The following is a 19,455-nucleotide window of genomic DNA, read 5'->3' on the forward strand; positions in this document are numbered from 1 at the left end:
GGAGATGAAGGGGCGGAGATCGGCCCGGGCGCCCCTGATCTGGATCGCCCTTGCCTTGGCCATCGGCGTGCCGATCGCGCTCGCTGCGGGAAGCGAACAGCTCACATGGCGCGGCCCGGTCTACATCCTCGCCGGCTTCGCTGGCATCATTGCGCTCGGTCTCGTGCTCGCTCAGCCCCTGCTGATCGGCGGATATCTGCCGGGACTGTCGGCCTATCGCGGCCGGCGCGCCCACCACTGGATCGGCGGCACGCTGGCTCTGGCGGTGGTGATCCACGTCGCCGGCCTCTGGATCACCAGCCCGCCCGACATGATCGACGCCCTGACTTATACGTCACCGACACCGTTCTCCCCCTTCGGCGTGACCGCCATGTGGGCCATCTTCATTGTTGCGCTCCTGGCTCTGCTGCGCCGGCGGCTGGGATTGCGGTTGCGCACGTGGCGCATCGTCCATATTCCCCTCGCGATCGTCATCGTCGCAGGCAGCGTCGCCCATTGCCTGCTGATCGAGGGGACGATGGAGACGATCTCGAAGGCTGCGCTTTGCGCAGCTGTGCTGGCGGCGACCGTCAAGGTGATGGTTGATCTCTGGAGAAGGCGGACGTTGCGCGATAGCAGCATTGCGCGGCCGTAAGCGTAGGGTGGGCAAAGGCGCGTAGCGCCGTGCCCACCATCTATCTATCAATGGTGGTTGGTGGGCACGCTTCGCTTCGCCCAGCCTACGAGCTCCGAAACTTTCGCTGACCCCCTTGTTCCAACACGTTCGGCGTCGTTACCGCTGGTATCGGCTCCGCTTGCCCGGGAAGGCGGTCAAGATTATCCTCGCGCGATGGCCGTCAGTGTCCCCGACCTGAGAGCATTCCTGCTCGCCACACCGTTCTTCGGCGGTATCCCGGATCAAAGTCTCGACCTCCTGATGTCGATGCTGGTTGAGTGCCGATTTGATACCGGAGCAACCGTCGTGACGGAGGGCGAGCCCGGACGCTCGCTGTTCATCGTCAAATCCGGCCGGCTGGCGGTGAGCAAGCGGGCGAATGCGGGCAACGTCATCCCGATTTCCGTTCTGGAGCCCGGCGATTTCTTCGGTGAGATGACGCTGATTGAAATGCAAAATCGATCCGCCACGGTGGTCGCGGAGAGTCCGACCGTGCTTTACGAGCTGACCGCCCAGAAGCTCTACGCTTGCTACAAGGCCGATATCCACACCTATGTGATCGTCCTGCAAAACATCAATCGCGAGCTATGCCGACGGCTGCGCCGTTCAGACGATCGGTTAGCGGGGCATCAGGTGGGTGACGAGAGTTGACATGCGTAGCATGGGTAGAGCGAAGCGAAACCCATCATGTCTCGTCACCGCGCAAATCTTCCATGGATTTTCGTTTCGCTGTACCCATCCTACGAACTCCCCGGCACCGTAGGCTTCGAATAGGAAACTAACATGGCTCAAGCCGGAGATAATGGACGGTTCGCGGCGTTCAAGCACCACGCCAAGGTGCACTCCTTCAGAGTCAGCACTGCTTTTCTGACTTGGATTCTGCTCGGCGCGACGCTCTTTTACAAGCCTGAGTGGGTCCGATGGGCCCTGCGAACAGGCACGCACGCTATTGAAGCTGTCGGCGATGCGCTTCCTGGTTATTGGGGCGCTCAGGCCGAAATTGTCTTGCGCGAACTCGGTGGTTTCCTTTGGATCCAGATCACGGCCGCGATCCTGTTTGTCCGGTTCGTGTTCTGGCTGATCGGGGCCTCGTGGCGACGTGGTCGGCGGTAGATCCAGTCAGCTCGCGTAGGATGGGTAGAGCACTTGCGAAACCCATCATGCTTCGTCACCGAGCAATGCTATGCAATTCCTGGCCAAAACTGACTGGAGCTCTCGCTCGGGCGATGCCCGCAAGTGACCCCGAAGCGGCGGTCGCGGGGAAGTTGAGGTTCGCTAAGGCCCCACAGGCCTAAAATGTGCTTTAAGGAATATAAGAGACATCCTCAGCTGAGGGAGCCAACCTCAGCGGCGATTTCTTCCGTCAACCACGCAATGCCCGCATCCATCATTGCTGCCTTGGTCGTAATGGCCATGATTGCATCGGACTTCCGCTTCAAAGGAAGCTCAACCAATTGCAGCGCGAAACGAGCCGCGTATCTCTCGACGAGACGGCGCGGCAATGTTGCTATCAAGTCCGAGTTTGAAATTTGCGTGAGTGCCATCATAAAGGTGGGCACGGTCAGGACAATGCGGCGCTGGAGGCCGCGCTTCTCCAGGAGTTGGTCGACAAAACCTCGCGGATCGCCGTCGAGCGACACAAGAAGATGCTGTGCTCTGCAGAATGCAGCAATCGTTGGTGCGCGGGCGAATCCGTTTCCCTTGCGCATTGCGACCACGAAACACTCATCGTAAAGCTTTCTTGCCTGGAAGCGGGTTGGCACTGTGCCCAGGGGCAGGATGGCCAAGTCGATTTCGCGCTTCTCCAGCTTCTCCAGGCTTGACCGCCAAGGGTGCTCCACAGCGCTTGCATGCCTCCCTGGCATCAGATGGATCAAGCTCAGGTCGGCACGGGGTGCCTTTCTCCTGAGCCGCCCCGCAAATGGTCCCATCACCGTGTCCATGATCGCATCAGGAGCGCCAATGGAAAAACGGCGGCTACTTGTAGTCGCGTCGAAGGGCGTAGCTGAAGCAAATACGCGCCCTACGCGAGAAAGGATATCTGCTACTGGCTCGCCGAGTTCCAGCGCACGCTCCGTCGGCACAACACCCTTCGGCGTCCGTAAGAACAGGGGGTCATTAAATAGATGCCGTAGCCGCCCAAGTGAATGACTTACGGCAGAAGGGGTGATGTTCAAGCGGCTAGCCGCTCGCGCCACGTGGCTCTCCTCCAGCACAGTGTGGAAGACCAGCAGCAAGTTAAGATCGACTTTTGACAAGGAAATGTGGTTCAGCATATTGCTGAGGTTATATCACTGGATTCATGTCTCTGAAAGCTCCATGGATTGCGCAACGTTAGCCACAGGAGCTGAAATGACCAAACACCATGCAAACTGGCCAGGAACGCTGTCACGGCGGTCCGCGATCACGACAGTCGCTGCGGCATCGTTGACCCCTCGATTTTGCGCTAGTGTGGCTGCCAGTGACGACGTCGCTCACCTTATCGAGCGCGCCGCTGCGAAAAACGCGGCCTTCATGCGCGGGGACATGGATCGTTGGCTGGCCCTTGTTCGCATCGCCAGTGACTTCACGTTAATGCAACCATTCGGCGGCCCAACTAGCCACGGGTTCGACGCAAGTCCTGAACGTTTGGCGAAGCTATCCCAGTTTTTCAAGAACGGTGAGACGACCTTGGAGGTCGTGCAAACCTATGCATCGGACAAGCTGGTCGTTCTCGTCATGGTCGAGCGGCAATATGCCGAAGTCGGGAGCTTACCAAAACAAGACTGGTCGCTCCGAGTTACGGAAATCTATCGCAAGGACGGTTCTGAATGGCAGTTAGTCCATCGCCACGCAGACCCGCTGGTTCATGGCGTTACGTTGCAGGAGGCGGCGACGATTGCTCGCGGCGGACGTAAGGATGAATGACCGCGGCAACTGGCGTCTTATCAGAAGAAGGATCGATTGCGCCGAAGACTGCATTACATGCAGGTCCACTTCCCCTTTTGGCCCCATAGCGGAAGTCTGCTCGACGTCGGCTTGTATCCCCTTCCATAGGTTGGGCGATATACGTGCTTAGGCGCGCGCTAGGCAGGCAAATCTGACCCGTCGGGCAAAACACCTCTCTCCTGCAAAATCTCGTCAACCCTCCCCCACAAAAATATTCCACTTTACCGAAATTCGGAATCGCAGTATCAATCCGCCATCCCGGTCCAGGGAGAGGGGCGATCGTCCGTCGTAACGTGCGTGGGTCGGGGGGCGGTGGACGCGGCAGTGTCGGGCACGCGAAGGCGGAACCAGGGCGAGATGAACCTCGTGAGGTCCTGTTGCGTGCGGACGAACGGCGCCTGTGTCCGGCGAGCCTCTTGGCGAAGCCGGATCGCTGCGTACGGCAAAATCGTGTGGTCCTGGCCGTCGTTGCTACGGTCAAGCCTTGCGGAGATGGATCGAGGCTCAACCGGGTCTCAATGCATCGTCAATTCGCAAGGCGACGGTGACAAAAAGGAACTCGTCGCCGGGGAGAGCGCGGCATAAGCCGTCAACCCACTGCGCAGGGAAGGCCGAGTGTTCGGCGTCACCTGTATGCTGCTGTGCGGTCTTTTTGCGCTACATTTTCGCGCAGCGGACCGCGGGTGCTAAGCCGGCACCCGGTCTTCCCTGCGCCTCTTCACAGAGGAGGGTCAAGGTAGAAGCAAAACTCGGGCATCTCATGCCGCGAGAAGGCTGTTTCATGTGTGATTTGAGCGAGGGAATGGTGCTGCCAGACAGGATTGAACTGTCGACCTCTCCATTACCAATGGAGTGCTCTACCACTGAGCTACGGCAGCATGTGCTGGGATAAGAATCGGCCGCCACGAGGGGCCTACCAAGCGGGCCGATATCTGCCACAAGGCCCCCTCCTGTGCAAGCTTGCTAGCTCCGCCAAAGCGATAAAAACGGGTCGATATCGGGGCCAAAATGCCTGTTCTGGCGCGAAACGGCCGACTTTCCGCGGAATAGGTTCCGATATCCCCACCCAACTGGCCAGTTGCCCGATACGCCGGATTCGATCCATTTCGATTTTCGCACGATCGGATCGCGCGGGCCTCTTGAGCCGCCTTATTCCTCGGGCATGTTATCGCCGATCGCTGTAATGGACCGGTGATGGCAGACGAGAACGACAAGAGCACGAAGCAGGACTCCAGACAGGCGAGGGCGTTCCGCGACGACCGGCTCAAATCGGCGCTGCGCGAAAACCTGAAGCGGCGGAAGATGCAGGCGCGCGAACGCGCCGCAAGCACCGACCCCTCGCAGAATGAAGATGGTTCCCTAGATGAGGGGGCCGCCGGCGAGATAGCCGGCAAGACCGGCGACTAGAATTTTTGGAGTGCATGGACGTGGCAATGGGGCAGGACGAATCGCAACGACCCGAGAGTGACGCGCAGATGTCGCGGTTCACCCGCCCTGAACAGACCTTTCCGGCGCTGACACCAGCCGAGATCGGGCGTGTCAGGCATTTCGGCGAGGTCCGCAACTATGCCGATGGGGAATTCCTGTTCGAGACCGGTAAGCCGGGACCCGGCATGTTCGTCGTGCTCAAGGGCCACGTCGCCATCACCCAGCGCGACGGCCTCGGCCATGTCACGCCGTTGATCGATCAGGGGCCGGGGCAATTTTTGGCCGAGCTGAGCCAGCTCTCCGGACGGCCGGCGCTGGTCGACGGCCGCGCCGAAGGCGATGTCGAGACGCTGCTGTTGCCGCCGGAGCGGCTGCGCGCGCTGCTGGTCGCCGAGGCCGAACTCGGCGAGCGCATCATGCGCGCGCTGATCCTGCGCCGGGTCAATCTGCTCCAGGGCGGCGTCGGCGGCGTGGTGCTGATCGGTCCGTCGCATTCGGCAGGCGTGGTGCGGTTGCAGGGCTTCCTCACCCGCAACGGCCAGCCGCATCATCTGCTCGATCCCGCGCGCGATCGCGACGCCGCCGACGTCATCGCGCGTTATTCGCCCAAGCCGGACGACTGGCCGCTGGTCGTCACACCCGATGGTGCGGTGCTGCGCAATCCCGGCGAAACCGAGCTTGCGCGCGCGATCGGCATGATCGGCGGTCCGCGCAACGACCGTATCTACGACGTCGCGATCGTCGGCTCGGGGCCAGCCGGGCTCGCCACGGCCGTGTATGCCGCGTCCGAAGGCCTCTCCGTCGCCGTGCTCGACACCCGCGCCTTCGGCGGCCAGGCCGGCGCCAGCGCGCGCATCGAAAACTATCTGGGCTTTCCGACCGGCATTTCCGGCCAGGCCCTGACCGCGCGCGCCTTCAACCAGGCACAAAAGTTCGGCGCGGAAATCATGATCCCGGTGACGGTGAAGTCGCTCGACTGCACGCGCAAGGACGGCGCGTTCTCGGTGGCGCTTGACGGCTGCGATCCCCTGCATTCGCGCGCGGTGGTGGTCGCAAGCGGCGCACGCTATCGCCGGCCCGAGATCGAGAACCTCGACAAGTTCGAAGGCCGTGGCGTCTGGTATTGGGCCTCGCCGGTCGAGGCGAAGCTCTGCGCCGGCGAGGAAGTGGCGCTGGTCGGCGCCGGAAACTCGGCGGGGCAGGCCGCTGTGTTCCTGTCGGGGCACGCCAAAAAAGTGCTGATGATCATCCGCGGCGGCGGTCTCGGCGCCAGCATGTCGCGCTATCTCATCGAGCGCATCGAAGCCACGCCGAACATCGAACTGATGTTCAACACCGAGATCACGGCGCTCGAAGGCGACGAGGCCTCGCTGCTGCGGCGCATCCGCTGGAAGAGCCGGCTCTCGGCCGACGAGGATTTCGCCGACATCCGCAATCTCTTCCTGTTCGTCGGCGCCGATCCCGCCACCAGCTGGCTCGACGGCTGCGGCATCACGCTCGATCGCGGCGGCTTCGTCGTCACAGGCGCGCAGTCCGAGCAGAACCAGGGCCGGCTGGTTGCGCCGCTGGAGACGTCGGTGCCCGGCGTGTACGCCGTCGGCGACGTCCGCTCCGGCTCGGTCAAGCGCGTCGGCGGCGCCATCGGCGAAGGCGCCCAGGTCGTGGCCTCCCTGCACGGCTTCCTCGGCGACGCCGCAAAACCGGCGCTTTAGTCAAGGACAAGGCAAGTAAATGGCAAGTCGAATGAGGCTTGCCATCTTGCGGTGTGATGCGTGACTATCTCCTCATCCTGAGGAGCGCGCATTGCGCGCGTCTCGAAGGATGAAGGCCCAGCTGCCAAAGTCGGGCCTGCATGGTTCGCGCGGCGATGCGCAAGCATAGTCCGCAGGGGCGCTCGCGCGCCTCCTCACCATGAGGATCGACAAAGAAGCGCTTAACGGGAGGACTAAATGGCTGAAATCGTCGTGCTGTATAAAACGCCCACGGATGCTGCGGCCTTCGACAAATACTATGCCGAGACCCATATTCCGCTCGCCAAGAAACTTCCAGGCTTGAAGAAGTACGCCATCAGCAAGGGGCCGGTCGGCTCCCCCGCTGGACCTTCCGGAATCCATCTCGTCGCCATTCTCACCTTCGACAGCACAGCCGACATCCAGGCGGCATTCGCTAGCCCGGAAGGCAAGGCGACCGGTGCCGACGTGCCGAAATTCGCCAGTGGCGGCGCCGACCTGTTGATCTTCGACACCAAGGAAGTGTGAACCGCGATTCGACTTCGTCGACTCGTAGCCCCGGATTTCGCTTCGCTCCATCCGGGCTACAACTGCCGTCGTTTGTGACAGCGGTGCAAATAATTCAGCCATGCGTTTTCTATTCGCACGACGACGCATGGCTGCGCACGCATGTGTGACGCCAGCGCGTGTGGCAATTCGATGAGGACCGTAATATCAATCCCGACCTCAATATGGAGAGTAGGAGAGATGTCATGGTTCTTGGGTTGAGCTTGCCCGCCTTCACGCTGGTTCATGTCATCATCAGCCTGATCGGCATCGCCGCCGGCCTTGTCGTGATGTTCGGCCTGCTCGGCTCGAAGCCGATGCCGCGCCTCACCACGATTTTCTTAGCGTTCACGATCCTCACCAGCGCCACCGGCTTCCTGTTTCCGTTCAAGGAGCTGCTGCCGTCGCATATCATCGGCATCATCTCGCTGGTCCTGCTCGCGATCGCCTGCGTCGCGCTCTACGGCATGAAGCTCGCTGGGGTGTGGCGCCCGGTCTACATCGTGACCGCGATGATCTCGCTCTATTTCAACGTCTTCGTGCTGGTGATCCAGTCGTTCCTGAAGGTGCCGGCGCTCGCCGCGCTCGCTCCCGCCGTGGCGCCGGCGCCGCCCGGAGGTCCGGTGTTCGCCGTGGTGCAGGGCCTCGTGCTGGTGTTCTTCGTGGTGTTCACCATCGGCGCCTGGCGCCGCTTCAAGCCGATGGCGGTCGCCTGAACATACAAGGAGCCTAGCAATGCCCACCATCACCACCAAGGACGGCGTCGAGATCTTCTACAAGGACTGGGGAAGTGGCCAGCCGATCGTGTTCAGTCACGGCTGGCCGCTGTCGGCTGACGACTGGGACGCGCAGATGATGTTCTTCGTCACGCGCGGCTATCGCGTCATCGCGCATGACCGTCGCGGCCATGGCCGTTCGTCGCAGGTCGCCGACGGCCACGACATGGATCATTATGCCGATGATCTCGCAGCCGTGACGGCCCATCTCGATCTCAAGAACGCGATCCATGTCGGCCACTCCACCGGCGGCGGCGAAGTCGTGCATTACATCGCGCGCCATGGCGAGAGCCGGGTGGCGAAGGCCGCGATCCTCTCCGCAGTGCCGCCGCTGATGCTGAAGACGGAGGCTAATCCCGGCGGCCTGCCCAAGAGCGTGTTCGACGATTTCCAGGTGCAGCTCGCTGCCGGCCGCGCCAGCTTCTACCGCGACATCGCGGCCGGCCCCTTCTATGGCTACAACCGTCCCGGCGCAAAGCCGTCGGAAGCGGTGATCCAGAACTGGTGGCGCCAGGGCATGATGGGCGGCGCGAAAGCCCATTACGACGGCATCGTCGCGTTCTCGCAGACCGACTTCACCGAGGATCTGAAGAAGATCAATGTGCCGGTGCTGGTGATGCACGGCGACGACGACCAGATCGTGCCCTTCGCCGATTCCGCGCCGCTGTCGGCCAAGCTCTTGAAGAACGGCACGCTGAAGACCTACAAGGGTTTCCCGCACGGCATGCCGACGACGCACGCCGAGACCATCAACGCGGACCTGCTTGCGTTCTTCAAGGGGTGAGCGGCCTCAGTCCACGCGCGGACCGATCTGATTTCGAACCGGCCGGGTGCGAACACGTTCCAGTCGCGTGTGAGCCGGTGGTTGCAGCCTTTCATTAGTCAGTCTGCCGCGGAAGGCGCGCTGCGGGGAGATCCCGATGCAGATCATCATCTTCGGCGCGACCGGCATGGTCGGGCAGGGCGTCTTGCGCGAATGCCTGATCGATGCCCGCATCGATCGCGTGCTCGTGGTCGGCCGCAGCCCGACCGGCGTGCGCCACGCCAAGCTCACCGAGATCACACACGGCGAGTTCACGGACTACTCGGCGATCGAAGCGCAGCTCACCGGCTTCGATGCCTGCTTCTTCTGCCTCGGCGTCTCCTCGATCGGCATGAGCGAGGAGCGCTACCGCCATCTGACCTATGACATCACGCTCGCAGCGGCGACCGCGCTGGCACGGCTCAATCCGCAGATGACATTCGTCTATGTCACGGGCGCCGGCACTGATTCCACCGAGCAGGGTTCGCGGATGTGGGCGCGGATCAAGGGCAAGACCGAGAACGACCTGCTCAAGCTGCCATTCAAGGCGGCCTACATGTTCCGGCCCGGTGCGATCCAACCGCTCCACGGTGCCCGCTCCAAGACTGCGTGGGTGCAGGCCGTGTATGCAGCAAGTTGGCCGCTGTGGTCGGTGCTGCGCCGGCTCTCGCCGCGGCTCGTTACCTCGACCGAGCAGATCGGCCGCGCCATGATCCGGGTTGCGCGGGAGGGGTATCCGCGAAAGGTGCTGGAGATGGAGGATATCAATAGCCTCTAGTCCCGTAGGGCATTAGTTCTAGGGAAATTTCGCCGCCCGCGCGCGTTGAGCCCTATCCGCCCGAAGGAGAAAGCGCCGTCGATGTCTCCCCAGCTCAAACTGATCGCACTCGACGCCGACGACCTCTCCGTAATCTCGGCCCACGTCCAGGACGCCCGCGTGCAGCCCTCGGACATCATCTGGCGGCAAAGTGAAAAGCGGCTGGTCGTCGGCATGAGCCGGTTGGACTGGGAGCAGACGCTGGACGGCGAAGCCGAGCCGCGCAGGCTGGTGGCGGCTCTCCGGTTCGACCGCGTGCTCGCCTGCAAGTCGCGCGACATCGACCTCGACGCGCCGGACACTGTCCTGGACCTTGTCGGCATCGAATTCCACGGCCAGGACGCCCCCGGCGGGAGCGCCCTGCTGCTGTTTGCCCAAGGCGGCGCCATCCGCCTCGACGTCGAATGCCTGGAATGCGAGCTGACTGATCTGGGGGCGGATCAGCTGGGGACTGGGTTGGAGGCTGAAGGCGAGGGGTGAGGTGGCATGCCAACGCCACGCCTTCCGGTTTCGCCAGGACGACGCCGGAGGGGAGCGGCCCGGCTCAAGGGTTGACGCAGCTTCCCCGCCGCGCCATTGAGCAGGGGCCTGGTGAGCCAAACCGCGCCCCCAAAAACCAGTTAGAAGCCAAGATGCCCGTTCGTCTCGACCGCAGCAGCGCCGATTTTGACCAGCGATTCGGGGCCTTCCTCGCCGCCAAGCGCGAGGCCTCGGCCGATGTCGAGGCGGCCGCGCGTGCCATCGTCGACGACGTGGCGAAGCGGGGCGATGCCGCCTTGCTCGAGGCCACGGCAAAGTTCGACCGGTTGACGCTCGATGCATCCGACCTGCGCGTCACCGCCGCCGAGATCGAGGCCGCGGTGAAAGCCTGTGATGCAGCGACGCTGGATGCGCTCAAGCTCGCGCGCGATCGCATCGAGACCTATCACCGCCGCCAACTGCCGAAGGACGAGCGCTTCACCGATCAGCTCGGCGTCGAGCTCGGCTGGCGCTACACCGCGATCGAATCCGCCGGCCTCTACGTGCCCGGCGGCACCGCGGCCTATCCGTCCTCGGTGCTGATGAATGCGGTGCCGGCAAAGGTCGCCGGCGTGACGCGTCTCGTCATGGTGGTGCCCTCGCCCGACGGCAAGCTCAATCCGCTGGTGCTGGCGGCGGCAAAGCTTGGTGGCGTCACCGAGATCTATCGCGTCGGCGGTGCGCAGGCGGTGGCCGCGCTCGCCCATGGCACCGCGACGATCGCGCCCGTCGCCAAGATCGTCGGCCCCGGCAATGCATATGTCGCCGCGGCAAAGCGGCTGGTCTTCGGCAAGGTCGGCATCGACATGATCGCGGGTCCCTCCGAGGTGCTCGTCATCGCCGATGACACCGGCAATGCCGACTGGATTGCCGCCGACCTGCTGGCCCAGGCTGAGCACGATGCCAGCGCGCAGTCGATCCTGATTACCGATTCCGCGCGCCTTGCCGCCGATGTCGAAAAAGCCGTCGAGGCGCAGTTGAAGACGCTGCCGCGCGCCGTAATCGCCAGCGCCTCGTGGGCCGATTTCGGCGCCATCATCATGGTGAAGAACCTCAACGACGCCATTCCGCTCGCGGATGCGATTGCCGCCGAACATCTCGAGATCATGACGCAAGATCCCGACGCGCTCGCCGCAAAAATCCGCAACGCCGGCGCCGTGTTCCTCGGGCCGCATACGCCGGAGGCGATCGGGGACTATGTCGGCGGCTCCAACCATGTGCTGCCGACGGCGCGCTCGGCACGATTCTCGTCGGGGCTCTCGGTGCACGATTTCCTCAAGCGCACCTCGATCCTGAAATGCGGCCCGGATCAGCTGCGTGCGCTGGGACCAGCCGCGATGATTCTCGGCAAGGCGGAGGGGCTAGATGCCCATTCGCGCTCGATTGGATTGCGCCTCAATTTGTCATGACCCAGCCGCCCGAACAGGACGACTCGACCAATCGCATCGTCGGCGTCACGCTCGACGAGGACTCGATCGGCCGTTCCGGGCCTGACATCGAGCATGAGCGCGCGATCGCGATCTACGATTTGATCGAGCAGAACCTGTTCGCGCCGGAGGGCGCCGACGGGAAGGGGCCGTTCACGCTGCATATCGGGATCACCGGCAGCCGGCTGATGTTCGACATCCGTCGCGAGGACGGCACGCCCGTGGTCGCGCATCTGTTGTCGCTGACGCCGTTCCGGCGGATCGTGAAGGACTATTTCATGATCTGCGACAGCTACTATCAGGCGATCCGCACAGCGACGCCGGACAAGATCGAGGCCATCGACATGGGCCGCCGCGGCATCCATGACGAGGGCTCGCGCACGCTGCAGGAGCGGCTGAAGGGCAAGGTGCGGGTCGATTTCGAGACCTCGCGCCGGCTGTTCACGCTCATTACCGTTCTGCACTGGAAGGGTTAAGCGCGATGGCGGGTCCGCCACGCGCACGCGATCCGCAATCGGTGCTGTTCGCTTGCGCCATGAACAGCGTGCGCTCGCCGATGGCCGAGAGCCTGCTGCGGCACATGTTTCCGCAAGGGCTCTACGTGAAATCGGCCGGCGCCAGGCGCGGCGAACTCGATCCGTTCGCGGTGTCCGTGATGGCCGAGCTCGGCCAGGACATCTCCGCCCACAAGCCTCAGACCTTCGAGGAACTGGAGGATTGGGAGGGGTTGAATTTCGACCTGATCATCACGCTGTCGCCGGAGGCGCATCACAAGGCGCTGGAGCTGACCCGCACGCTTGCCGCCGACGTCGAGTATTGGCCGACGCATGATCCCACCACCATGGAAGGCAGCCGCGACCAGAAGTTGGCTGCCTATCGCGACGTCTGCGACCAGCTCCTGCTGCGCATCCGCCGGCGGTTTTCGAAGGTGGGCGCGGCGAACGGGTAGCATTCGGCGCCCGTAACACCCGCGTCACAGACTGCAGGCACACGCATCCTGTACCCGTCGAATCAGTAAAGTCCGGGTTCCCGGGTTGTGAAATCAGCCCCCGTCCGATAGGTTCCGCGCGCAATTCACCCCCTGCTTCATTCCCCAAATCACCTGATGCTCGGCCGCCCCAAATTCGTTCTCGCCTCCGGTTCGCCGCGGCGCCTGTCGCTGCTCAACCAGGCCGGCATCGAGCCGGACGCGCTCCGGCCCGCCGACGTCGACGAGACGCCGAAGCGGGGCGAGCTGCCGCGCGCCTGCGCCAACCGGCTCGCGCGGGCCAAGGCGGATGCGGCGCTCAAATCGGTGCAGCTTGACGACGAGCTGCGCGGCGCCTTCATCCTCTCCGCCGACACGGTGGTGGCGGTCGGCCGCCGCATCTTGCCCAAAGCCAACCTCGTCGACGAGGCCGCGCAGTGCCTGCGGCTGCTGTCGGGTCGCAACCACCGCGTCTACACCGCGATCACCCTGGTGACGCCGCGCGAGGCCTTCCGCCAGCGCCTGGTCGAGACCCGCGTCCGCTTCAAGCGCCTCTCGGAGGACGACATTCAGGCCTATATCGGCTCCGGCGAATGGCGCGGCAAAGCCGGCGGCTACGCGGTGCAGGGCATCGCCGGCTCCTTCGTGGTCAAGATGGTGGGGTCCTACACCAACGTGGTCGGCCTGCCGCTCTACGAGACCACCACGCTGCTGGGCGGCGAAGGTTTCCCGATCCGCTTCGGCTGGCTCAACGCCACCGCCGTCTGAGCCGAAAAGCCGCTCCTGCAAAAATCGCGAAAACAACCCCATGCACAGTAGAATTGCCCCGCGGAAATCTGGCCGGGACGCCTGCGCTTCCGCCGGAGGAACCCCTTTGGCGACGGGCTCTTGAACTCTCTCACCTCGTGTAAGCTGAGCACCCTATGGACGACCAGGTGAAAAAGCCCGCAAGCCCCCTCAAAACCTGTCCGATCTGCGGCAAGCCGCAGTCCGAGGCCACCCGCCCGTTCTGCTCCTCGCGCTGCCGCGACGTCGATCTGAACCGCTGGCTGAAAGGCTCCTATGTCATTCCCGGCCGGGATGACGAGGCAGACGGAGAGGAATAACCCTGTTCTATCAAGCATTTAAATTGTAGATGCACCGCTACGCGGCGTTGCCTCCGAGCCACGTCCTGCCTTGTGCACAGCCGGGCCACGCCCCGCGAAGCCATCGGCGAAGCGTGGGTGGACAGGCAGCCTTCAGCCCACTATAAACCGCCCGCTCGATGGGCTTTGGCCCCTCTTTGGAGCACGCCCAGGTAGCTCAGTTGGTAGAGCATGCGACTGAAAATCGCAGTGTCGGTGGTTCGATTCCGCCCCTGGGCACCATTTTCGCTCTCCACGGGCAACATCTTGCCCAGCGCCAAGCCTTGAGCGCCAAGCCTTGACCAGCCGGCTCGCGCAGCAATCCGTTCCGGAACCAGATCGCGCCCGCCGTTGCTGGCACTCTGCTTGCTCAGCCAGGACCAAAGTCTGGCCTTGGAAGAGAGGCCGTTTCAGGTTGAGGCAAGTGATGCAAGAAATGTCCCGTTCTGGTGCTGCCGGCGAACTCCGGCTCGATGCGTTGGTCGCCGATTTGTGGTGGCGCGTTAGACTCATCAACACCGACATTCTCGAGGAAGAGGCGAGAGCAGGGGTGTTTGACGTGCTTCAGCCGACCTATCCGCTTCTTGCGCTGAATCTTCGCGCGCGACGCGACAATTTGGTCTCGACGATCGGCGTGCTCGAGCAGCGTGCGCGATCAACGTCGGAAGCGGCTTGAGCGCGGTCTTCTGTTACACCGGGAACGTCAGCGATTTCGCGAGCCTGACCAGATCGACCTGGCGCCGGCAGCCCGTCTTTTCGAAGACGTGAATGAGATGGCTCTTCACGGTGCTGACGGAAACGCGGAGCAAGGCCGAGATTGCGTCTCGTGTGTGTCCCTCGCAGATGAGCTCGAAGATGCGAATCTCGGCCGGCGTCAGGTCATAGAGCTGGTTGAGCGCATCGTGAAGCAATCGCGGCGGCCCGGAGGCTGACGTCACGAACACGGCGGCAGCGGCGCTCTGGATCAGACCGGATCGTGTGTGGCTGCGTCGCAGCGGCAGAACGTGGATGACGAGAGGCTCACCGCTTTGGCGAGGGATCGGGATGCCGATGCCTTTTTGCCCGAGCGTCGCCTCGTCCTTTGCCGCCTGCGCGACGGCTGATTGCAATGTGGCCGTGCTCGCCGCGGATTGAACCGCGATCCTGCCATGCCTTGCCACGATCGGATCGCCGGCCGCGAGCATCGCCGCGGCTGCGGCGTTGGTGTGAACGATCTTCGAATCCTCGTCGGCCAGGACGACGCCCACCGTCAGGGCCTCCACCGTCGCCGCGAATGTGTTGGCTTCCACCGCCTTCATGTCGAACAGATTGCTGATCGTCACGGCGCGGCGGATGTGAGGCGCCAGAAGGCGCAATCCGTCGACCTGCGCATCGTCGATCCGGCCTGCCGACTCATGCTGGCTGAATATCGCATTTCCAACCATCGTCCTGTCGCGAACGAGGCCGACGGCAACGGCGTCGAACAGGCCCCTGGGCATGGCCCATTCGCGATAGTAGCGGTTGCTGGAAATAACGTCCGGCCGGACGGCTTGGGATTGAACGACCGGCTCGCCGAGCGGGTATTGCCGAATGCGTTCGGCGCCGCCCCAGAGCTCGATGATGTCGGGGCCGTAGCCGACCCCGTTCTGGGCCATCTGGGCCAGGTCGGACCCGGAGACCGCATTGACGACGGCCTTCATGTTGGTGAGGCTGGCGACCGAGAGCGCGCCGGTGGCAAAGCCGAACTGGGCGCAGATCTGATCTAGAACTTCGGTCCAGCCTTCCGGCGCGATCACACAATCATAGACACTGCCGATGAGGTCCGAGAACTTCTCGACCGAAGCCTGCTGCATTCCAAACCACTCACTTGAAAATAACGGACGTCACGTGAACGCTAGTTTAGGAGTGGCTTCGTCGCCTATGGTGTATTTCACAATCCTGAGGTGATCTTATCATCGTGATTCCGTGGCGCAAACGGGAACACCGAACACAAATGCTTATGACGCTCTCCTGGGCAGCTGCCATGATTTTCACGAATTACGGAACGTCAACGCCTTGGCTGCATAAGCCCGACGCTCGGGTGTCTGATTAAAACTGCGGCAGATTCGACGTCGATTGCAAAATCTACCTTGTTGTCAGGTAGCTCGCAGTGATCCACCAAGCGAAAGGCAGAACTCCATGCACAACTCCATCCAGCGATCGCATTGGCGACGTGGTTACACCCTCGAGCGCGACGACGCATCGTCTGCGACCATCGCGACCAGCCCATCGTGGGCGACCATCGCAATCAACCCATCGTCCGGGACCACCGCCACTAAGCGTCCTGGCGACGGAGCCGAACTGAGGAGGTTCGGCTCCGCTTCGCGTCATGCATCGTCTGCGCGTGGCGCCTATGTCCATTCGCGATTGTGAGGCTGGAGAACGAGCCACGCCCGCGCTCTCATGCTATTGCTGCCTCGCAACGACGCGAGGACACCCATGCTCCCCCTTCCCGCCGATATCTTCACCGAGCCCGAGGACGTCTCGCCCGACGGACTTGCCAATCTCGGCCCGCTCCGCCGTCTCGCCGGTGTCTGGCAGGCCGACAAGGGTATCGACATCAATCCGAAGGCCGAGGGGCCGGAGCGGCGGACCTTCATCGAGCGCATCCGGATGGACCCGATCGATCCGCAGGCCAACGGGCCGCAGCTGCTCTATGGGCTGCGGTATCACATCCACATCAACACGCCCGAGGAAGACATCACCTTCCACGACCAGGTCGGCTACTGGTTGTGGGAGCCCGCGACCGGGTTGATCATGCAGACGCTGGCGATTCCGCGCGGGCAGGTGCTGCTGGCGTCGGGCAAGGCCGGGCCGGGCGACAAGGAGATCTCCGTGACCGCCAAGCGCGGCGACACCGCTTACGGGATCTGCTCGACTGATTTTCTGGAACAAGCGTTCCGCACCGATGCTTACCGCTGCGACATCACCTTCAACGACGACGGCAGTTGGACCTATCTGATCCAGACCGAGTTGTTCGTGCACGGCGCGCCGTTCAACCATCGCGACACCAACACGCTGAAACTCATCGCGCCGCCAAAGCTCAATCCCCTCGCTTTGATCGTGAACGATCGCGCCACGGGGAATGAGAAGGGCAATGAGCCGGCTGCCTGAGCGCGGCCCGGAGATACGCATGAAGCCTTACGTCATCTGCCTGATGCATTCGAGTCTGGACGGCCGCACCCATCCGAGCCGCTGGCGCCCGAAGGGGGCAGGAACGGACTGGTTCGAGAAGATCCACGACGAGCTCGGCGGCGACGCCTGGGTGATCGGCCGCATCACCGGCTCGGAGTTCGCCAAGGGCGATGCCTATCCCACGACGGCGGACGCGAAATTTCCGCGCGAAAACTGGTTTGTGCGACGCGACGCGAAAACCTATGGCGTCGTGCTCGATGCGCAGGGCAAGATCGGCTGGGGCCGCTCCGATATCGGCGGCGATCCGATCGTCGTCGTGTTGACCGAGAGCGTCGCCGATTCGCATCTCGCGGGGCTCCGCGGCGAGGGCGTGTCCTATATCTTTGCCGGCAAGTCCGAGATCGACCTCGCGCTGACGCTGGACATCCTCAACCGCGAGCTCGGCGTGAAGCGCCTGCTGGTGGAGGGCGGCGGTGTCGCCAACGGCGCGTTCCTGCGTGCCGGCCTGATCGACGAGTTCAACCTGATCCTCAGTCCCGCGATCGACGGTGCCAAGGGCGCGCCCTTCGTGTTCGATTCCACGGACTCGGACGGCGACCGGCGCGCACCGCTGAGCGCGATGACGCTGGAGAGCACGCGGGATCTCGGTGGCGGCGTCCTGCTGCTGCGTTATCTGATCCAGAACGATCCGCAGGCCGTGGGCAAGTAACAGCACCGAGATGTCGGCAACATCCGAGCATATCGTCATTGTCGGTGCCGGCGCGGCCGGTCTGATGGCGGCGCGCGAGCTGGCGCGCGCGGGCAGGACCGTGACAATCCTGGAGGCGCGCGAGCGCTGCGGCGGCCGCATCCACCCGCTGCCTGCTTCGGAGTTCGGCTACCCCGCCGACGGCGGCGCCGAATTCGTCCACGGCGAGGCGCCGGTCACGCGCGCGTTGCTGCGTGAAGCCGGGCTGTCCCTACAGGAGATCGAGGGCGAGCGATGGGGCTTTGACGGCGCTGACATCGTGCGCGAGGATCGCCACGATCCGCATCAGGCTGAGCTGCACGCCGTGGTCCGGGAATTGAACGACGACCTCACTGTCGCCGATTTCCTGCGCCGGCATTTTGCCGGGGATGAGCATGCGCGGCTGCGCCATTCGATCGAGCGAATGGTTGAGGGCTATGATGCGGCCGATCCCGAGTCCGCCTCCACGCTGGCGCTGCGCGAGGAATGGATGGCTGGCGGGCACTCTCCGCAGGCGCGCATCAAGGGCGGCTATGGTGGGATGATCGACTTCCTGGCAGCCGAGTGCCGCAAGCTTGGCGTGACGTTTCGCTTCGGCTGCGTGGTGTCGGCGATCGAGGAGGAGGGCGGCGCGATCGTCGTTCGCTGTGTCGGCGGCGACGTGCAGGGCTGCGATCGCGTGATCATCACCGTTCCGTTGCCGTTGTTGCGCGAGATCGGGCTGCCGAGCCGCGCGCGCGCGAAGGCGGCGGCGGCCGACGATATCGGCTTCGGTAACGTGATAAAAATCCTGCTGCGCTTCAGGCGGCCATGGTGGCGTGAGCGCAAGGAAGAGCTCGCGGACATGGCCTTCCTTTTGTCCGACCAGGCCATCCCGGTGTGGTGGACGCAATATCCGAACCGGCATCCCGTGCTGACCGGATGGTTCGGCGGCCCGCGCACGGCAGCGCTGTCGCGTCTCGACCCGCAAGCGCTGATCGATACCGGGCTCGATTCGCTTGCGATCGTCTTTGGCCTGTCGGGCCAGGACCTCGCACGCGAACTCGTCATCGCGGTCGCGACAAACTGGGCGCACGATCCCTACGCCCGCGGCGCTTATTCCTGGGCGACGCCGCGAACGCGCGAGGCGCAAACGATCCTTGCGCGCGCCGACGGTCCGGTGCTGTTCTCCGGCGAGGCGCTCTATCGCGGAGCCGACATGGGTACAGTCGAAGCGGCGCTGGCGAGCGGTCAACAGACGGCGGGGATAATCTTGCGGGAATAGGCTGACGAGCAAAGAAAGGCCCGCGTTTCGCGAGCCCTTCGTCTTGCTGCCTTTCGTCTTACCAGCGGCTGCCGCCGAAGCCGAACGTCACGCTGGGACCGCCGCCGCCGTAATATCCGTACGGTCCACCGCCGTAATAGCCGTGGTGCCGCGGATAATAGCCGTAGCTCCGGTAGTGCGGACGATGAAATCCGTGATGGTGGTGAGGACGCCAGTGATGGCGATAGCCGTGATGGTGGTGCCTGTGCTGCGCGCTGATATCGGTTGACTGGGCGGCTGGCGCGTTCTGTTTCGCACTTGAATGATTGGCCGCGTTCGCCGCGGATCCGCCGACAAGCGCCGCAGCACCGACGGCCATCGCGACAAAGAGATACTTCATGTCATCACTCCGGTTGAATGTCGTGTGACAACACATGGTCATCCGGCACGTTCCGGCCAGTGCGGGCGTCGAAACGACGCAGTTACATTGGTCCGGTTCGCGCGGCTGCGTGCGTCTCTTGAGATCTATTGTCGCATCACCGGCGTGATCGCAACTCTGCCATCACTCTGCCGCGAATGACGCAATCACGTCATCGGTGGTGACGATGCGCGC

Annotated in this window: 23 protein-coding genes and 2 tRNA genes; 21 read left to right on the forward strand and 4 right to left on the reverse strand. The window is 63.4% G+C overall.

Annotation, left to right across the window (positions count from 1 at the left end):
- Window positions 1–4 precede the first annotated feature (4 nt).
- The 3 genes from IVB50_RS32610 (at window position 5) to IVB50_RS32620 (ending at window position 1,768) form a co-directional block, all read left to right on the forward strand.
- The gene (locus tag IVB50_RS32610) at window positions 5–634 is read left to right on the forward strand and encodes a ferric reductase-like transmembrane domain-containing protein (RefSeq protein WP_026232461.1); all 630 of its coding nucleotides are present in this window, start codon (window positions 5–7) and stop codon (window positions 632–634) included.
- 195 nt (window positions 635–829) lie between these two features.
- Window positions 830–1,306: a cyclic nucleotide-binding domain-containing protein gene (locus IVB50_RS32615; protein ID WP_018453100.1), complete on the forward strand. Its 477-nt coding sequence runs from the start codon at window positions 830–832 to the stop codon at window positions 1,304–1,306.
- Window positions 1,307–1,438: 132 nt separating this feature from the next.
- A complete protein-coding gene (locus IVB50_RS32620) occupies window positions 1,439–1,768 on the forward strand; it encodes a hypothetical protein (protein ID WP_085361134.1) in 330 nt (109 codons plus the stop codon).
- A 212-nt stretch (window positions 1,769–1,980) separates the two neighbouring features.
- Here IVB50_RS32620 and IVB50_RS32625 read toward each other — a convergent pair whose 3' ends face one another.
- Window positions 1,981–2,931, reverse strand: coding sequence for a LysR family transcriptional regulator (locus IVB50_RS32625; protein ID WP_018453102.1), 951 nt, complete (start codon window positions 2,929–2,931; stop codon window positions 1,981–1,983).
- 76 nt (window positions 2,932–3,007) lie between these two features.
- Here IVB50_RS32625 and IVB50_RS32630 point away from each other — a divergent pair, with 76 nt between their 5' ends.
- Window positions 3,008–3,562, forward strand: a complete 555-nt coding sequence (locus tag IVB50_RS32630; protein ID WP_026232462.1) for a DUF4440 domain-containing protein — start codon at window positions 3,008–3,010, stop codon at window positions 3,560–3,562.
- A gap of 824 nt (window positions 3,563–4,386) precedes the next feature.
- On the opposite strand, the gene IVB50_RS32635 is transcribed toward IVB50_RS32630, so the two are convergent.
- Window positions 4,387–4,461: transfer RNA gene (locus IVB50_RS32635), tRNA-Thr, on the reverse strand.
- A gap of 316 nt (window positions 4,462–4,777) precedes the next feature.
- Between IVB50_RS32635 and IVB50_RS32640 the strand changes: the two genes are divergently transcribed.
- From IVB50_RS32640 to IVB50_RS32705, 14 genes are all read left to right on the forward strand, one after another.
- On the forward strand, window positions 4,778–4,990 hold the full coding sequence (locus tag IVB50_RS32640) for a hypothetical protein (protein WP_018453104.1): 213 nt from the start codon (window positions 4,778–4,780) through the stop codon (window positions 4,988–4,990).
- 26 nt (window positions 4,991–5,016) lie between these two features.
- Window positions 5,017–6,723 carry an FAD-dependent oxidoreductase gene (locus tag IVB50_RS32645; RefSeq protein WP_018453105.1) on the forward strand — a complete coding sequence of 569 codons (1,707 nt, stop codon included), beginning with the start codon at window positions 5,017–5,019 and terminating at the stop codon, window positions 6,721–6,723.
- Between the two features lie 237 nt (window positions 6,724–6,960).
- Window positions 6,961–7,269: an EthD family reductase gene (locus IVB50_RS32650; protein ID WP_007615494.1), complete on the forward strand. Its 309-nt coding sequence runs from the start codon at window positions 6,961–6,963 to the stop codon at window positions 7,267–7,269.
- 224 nt (window positions 7,270–7,493) lie between these two features.
- Entirely contained in the window at window positions 7,494–8,003 is a 510-nt protein-coding gene (locus IVB50_RS32655) for a hypothetical protein (RefSeq protein WP_026232463.1), read from the forward strand.
- 19 nt (window positions 8,004–8,022) lie between these two features.
- On the forward strand, window positions 8,023–8,847 hold the full coding sequence (locus IVB50_RS32660; protein WP_018453107.1) for an alpha/beta hydrolase: 825 nt from the start codon (window positions 8,023–8,025) through the stop codon (window positions 8,845–8,847).
- Window positions 8,848–8,983: 136 nt separating this feature from the next.
- On the forward strand, window positions 8,984–9,643 hold the full coding sequence (locus tag IVB50_RS32665) for an NAD(P)H-binding protein (protein ID WP_018453108.1): 660 nt from the start codon (window positions 8,984–8,986) through the stop codon (window positions 9,641–9,643).
- A gap of 81 nt (window positions 9,644–9,724) precedes the next feature.
- A complete protein-coding gene (locus tag IVB50_RS32670) occupies window positions 9,725–10,162 on the forward strand; it encodes a DUF2948 family protein (protein WP_026232464.1) in 438 nt (145 codons plus the stop codon).
- Between the two features lie 152 nt (window positions 10,163–10,314).
- Entirely contained in the window at window positions 10,315–11,610 is a 1,296-nt protein-coding gene (gene hisD, locus IVB50_RS32675; protein ID WP_018453110.1) for a histidinol dehydrogenase, read from the forward strand.
- Window positions 11,607–12,104: a UPF0262 family protein gene (locus tag IVB50_RS32680; RefSeq protein WP_018453111.1), complete on the forward strand. Its 498-nt coding sequence runs from the start codon at window positions 11,607–11,609 to the stop codon at window positions 12,102–12,104. Before hisD ends, IVB50_RS32680 begins: the two co-directional genes overlap by 4 nt.
- 5 nt (window positions 12,105–12,109) lie before the next feature.
- Window positions 12,110–12,577 carry a low molecular weight phosphatase family protein gene (locus IVB50_RS32685; RefSeq protein WP_018453112.1) on the forward strand — a complete coding sequence of 156 codons (468 nt, stop codon included), beginning with the start codon at window positions 12,110–12,112 and terminating at the stop codon, window positions 12,575–12,577.
- 156 nt (window positions 12,578–12,733) lie between these two features.
- Window positions 12,734–13,363 (forward strand): Maf-like protein, encoded by a 630-nt coding sequence (locus IVB50_RS32690; RefSeq protein ID WP_007597557.1) that lies wholly within the window; start codon window positions 12,734–12,736, stop codon window positions 13,361–13,363.
- Between the two features lie 155 nt (window positions 13,364–13,518).
- A complete protein-coding gene (gene yacG, locus IVB50_RS32695) occupies window positions 13,519–13,701 on the forward strand; it encodes a DNA gyrase inhibitor YacG (protein WP_007597555.1) in 183 nt (60 codons plus the stop codon).
- Between the two features lie 185 nt (window positions 13,702–13,886).
- Window positions 13,887–13,962 (forward strand) — tRNA-Phe (locus IVB50_RS32700).
- Window positions 13,963–14,146: 184 nt separating this feature from the next.
- The gene (locus tag IVB50_RS32705; protein ID WP_007615460.1) at window positions 14,147–14,395 is read left to right on the forward strand and encodes a hypothetical protein; all 249 of its coding nucleotides are present in this window, start codon (window positions 14,147–14,149) and stop codon (window positions 14,393–14,395) included.
- 13 nt (window positions 14,396–14,408) lie between these two features.
- Here IVB50_RS32705 and IVB50_RS32710 read toward each other — a convergent pair whose 3' ends face one another.
- Window positions 14,409–15,551 carry a helix-turn-helix transcriptional regulator gene (locus IVB50_RS32710; protein WP_018453114.1) on the reverse strand — a complete coding sequence of 381 codons (1,143 nt, stop codon included), beginning with the start codon at window positions 15,549–15,551 and terminating at the stop codon, window positions 14,409–14,411.
- A 625-nt stretch (window positions 15,552–16,176) separates the two neighbouring features.
- On the opposite strand from IVB50_RS32710, the gene IVB50_RS32715 reads away from it, so the two are divergent.
- From IVB50_RS32715 to IVB50_RS32725, 3 genes are read left to right on the forward strand one after another with little or no spacing between them, the layout of a single operon-like run.
- Window positions 16,177–16,851, forward strand: coding sequence for a heme-binding beta-barrel domain-containing protein (locus IVB50_RS32715; protein ID WP_018453115.1), 675 nt, complete (start codon window positions 16,177–16,179; stop codon window positions 16,849–16,851).
- Between the two features lie 19 nt (window positions 16,852–16,870).
- Window positions 16,871–17,581: a dihydrofolate reductase family protein gene (locus IVB50_RS32720; RefSeq protein ID WP_026232465.1), complete on the forward strand. Its 711-nt coding sequence runs from the start codon at window positions 16,871–16,873 to the stop codon at window positions 17,579–17,581.
- Between the two features lie 10 nt (window positions 17,582–17,591).
- Entirely contained in the window at window positions 17,592–18,863 is a 1,272-nt protein-coding gene (locus IVB50_RS32725) for an NAD(P)/FAD-dependent oxidoreductase (protein ID WP_018453117.1), read from the forward strand.
- 58 nt (window positions 18,864–18,921) lie between these two features.
- On the opposite strand, the gene IVB50_RS32730 is transcribed toward IVB50_RS32725, so the two are convergent.
- Complete coding sequence (locus tag IVB50_RS32730) at window positions 18,922–19,242, reverse strand: hypothetical protein (RefSeq protein ID WP_018453118.1); 321 nt, start codon at window positions 19,240–19,242, stop codon at window positions 18,922–18,924.
- Window positions 19,243–19,455 lie beyond the last annotated feature (213 nt).

The organism is Bradyrhizobium sp. 87 (genome assembly GCF_023073015.1).
Lineage (GTDB): Bacteria > Pseudomonadota > Alphaproteobacteria > Rhizobiales > Xanthobacteraceae > Bradyrhizobium > Bradyrhizobium canariense_D.

Coding starts and splice junctions, on each gene's coding strand:
- IVB50_RS32715 (WP_018453115.1), top strand. CDS start 16,177: ATGCTCCCCCTTCCCGCCGATATCTTCACCGAGCCCGAGGACGTCTCG.
- IVB50_RS32615 (WP_018453100.1), top strand. CDS start 830: ATGGCCGTCAGTGTCCCCGACCTGAGAGCATTCCTGCTCGCCACACCG.
- IVB50_RS32645 (WP_018453105.1), top strand. CDS start 5,017: ATGGGGCAGGACGAATCGCAACGACCCGAGAGTGACGCGCAGATGTCG.
- IVB50_RS32710 (WP_018453114.1), bottom strand. CDS start 15,551: ATGCAGCAGGCTTCGGTCGAGAAGTTCTCGGACCTCATCGGCAGTGTC.
- IVB50_RS32625 (WP_018453102.1), bottom strand. CDS start 2,931: ATGCTGAACCACATTTCCTTGTCAAAAGTCGATCTTAACTTGCTGCTG.
- hisD (WP_018453110.1), top strand. CDS start 10,315: ATGCCCGTTCGTCTCGACCGCAGCAGCGCCGATTTTGACCAGCGATTC.
- IVB50_RS32660 (WP_018453107.1), top strand. CDS start 8,023: ATGCCCACCATCACCACCAAGGACGGCGTCGAGATCTTCTACAAGGAC.
- IVB50_RS32620 (WP_085361134.1), top strand. CDS start 1,439: ATGGCTCAAGCCGGAGATAATGGACGGTTCGCGGCGTTCAAGCACCAC.
- IVB50_RS32665 (WP_018453108.1), top strand. CDS start 8,984: ATGCAGATCATCATCTTCGGCGCGACCGGCATGGTCGGGCAGGGCGTC.
- IVB50_RS32685 (WP_018453112.1), top strand. CDS start 12,110: ATGGCGGGTCCGCCACGCGCACGCGATCCGCAATCGGTGCTGTTCGCT.
- IVB50_RS32720 (WP_026232465.1), top strand. CDS start 16,871: ATGAAGCCTTACGTCATCTGCCTGATGCATTCGAGTCTGGACGGCCGC.
- IVB50_RS32650 (WP_007615494.1), top strand. CDS start 6,961: ATGGCTGAAATCGTCGTGCTGTATAAAACGCCCACGGATGCTGCGGCC.
- IVB50_RS32680 (WP_018453111.1), top strand. CDS start 11,607: ATGACCCAGCCGCCCGAACAGGACGACTCGACCAATCGCATCGTCGGC.
- IVB50_RS32670 (WP_026232464.1), top strand. CDS start 9,725: ATGTCTCCCCAGCTCAAACTGATCGCACTCGACGCCGACGACCTCTCC.
- yacG (WP_007597555.1), top strand. CDS start 13,519: ATGGACGACCAGGTGAAAAAGCCCGCAAGCCCCCTCAAAACCTGTCCG.
- IVB50_RS32640 (WP_018453104.1), top strand. CDS start 4,778: ATGGCAGACGAGAACGACAAGAGCACGAAGCAGGACTCCAGACAGGCG.
- IVB50_RS32655 (WP_026232463.1), top strand. CDS start 7,494: ATGGTTCTTGGGTTGAGCTTGCCCGCCTTCACGCTGGTTCATGTCATC.
- IVB50_RS32730 (WP_018453118.1), bottom strand. CDS start 19,242: ATGAAGTATCTCTTTGTCGCGATGGCCGTCGGTGCTGCGGCGCTTGTC.
- IVB50_RS32610 (WP_026232461.1), top strand. CDS start 5: ATGAAGGGGCGGAGATCGGCCCGGGCGCCCCTGATCTGGATCGCCCTT.
- IVB50_RS32690 (WP_007597557.1), top strand. CDS start 12,734: ATGCTCGGCCGCCCCAAATTCGTTCTCGCCTCCGGTTCGCCGCGGCGC.
- IVB50_RS32725 (WP_018453117.1), top strand. CDS start 17,592: ATGTCGGCAACATCCGAGCATATCGTCATTGTCGGTGCCGGCGCGGCC.
- IVB50_RS32705 (WP_007615460.1), top strand. CDS start 14,147: ATGCAAGAAATGTCCCGTTCTGGTGCTGCCGGCGAACTCCGGCTCGAT.
- IVB50_RS32630 (WP_026232462.1), top strand. CDS start 3,008: ATGACCAAACACCATGCAAACTGGCCAGGAACGCTGTCACGGCGGTCC.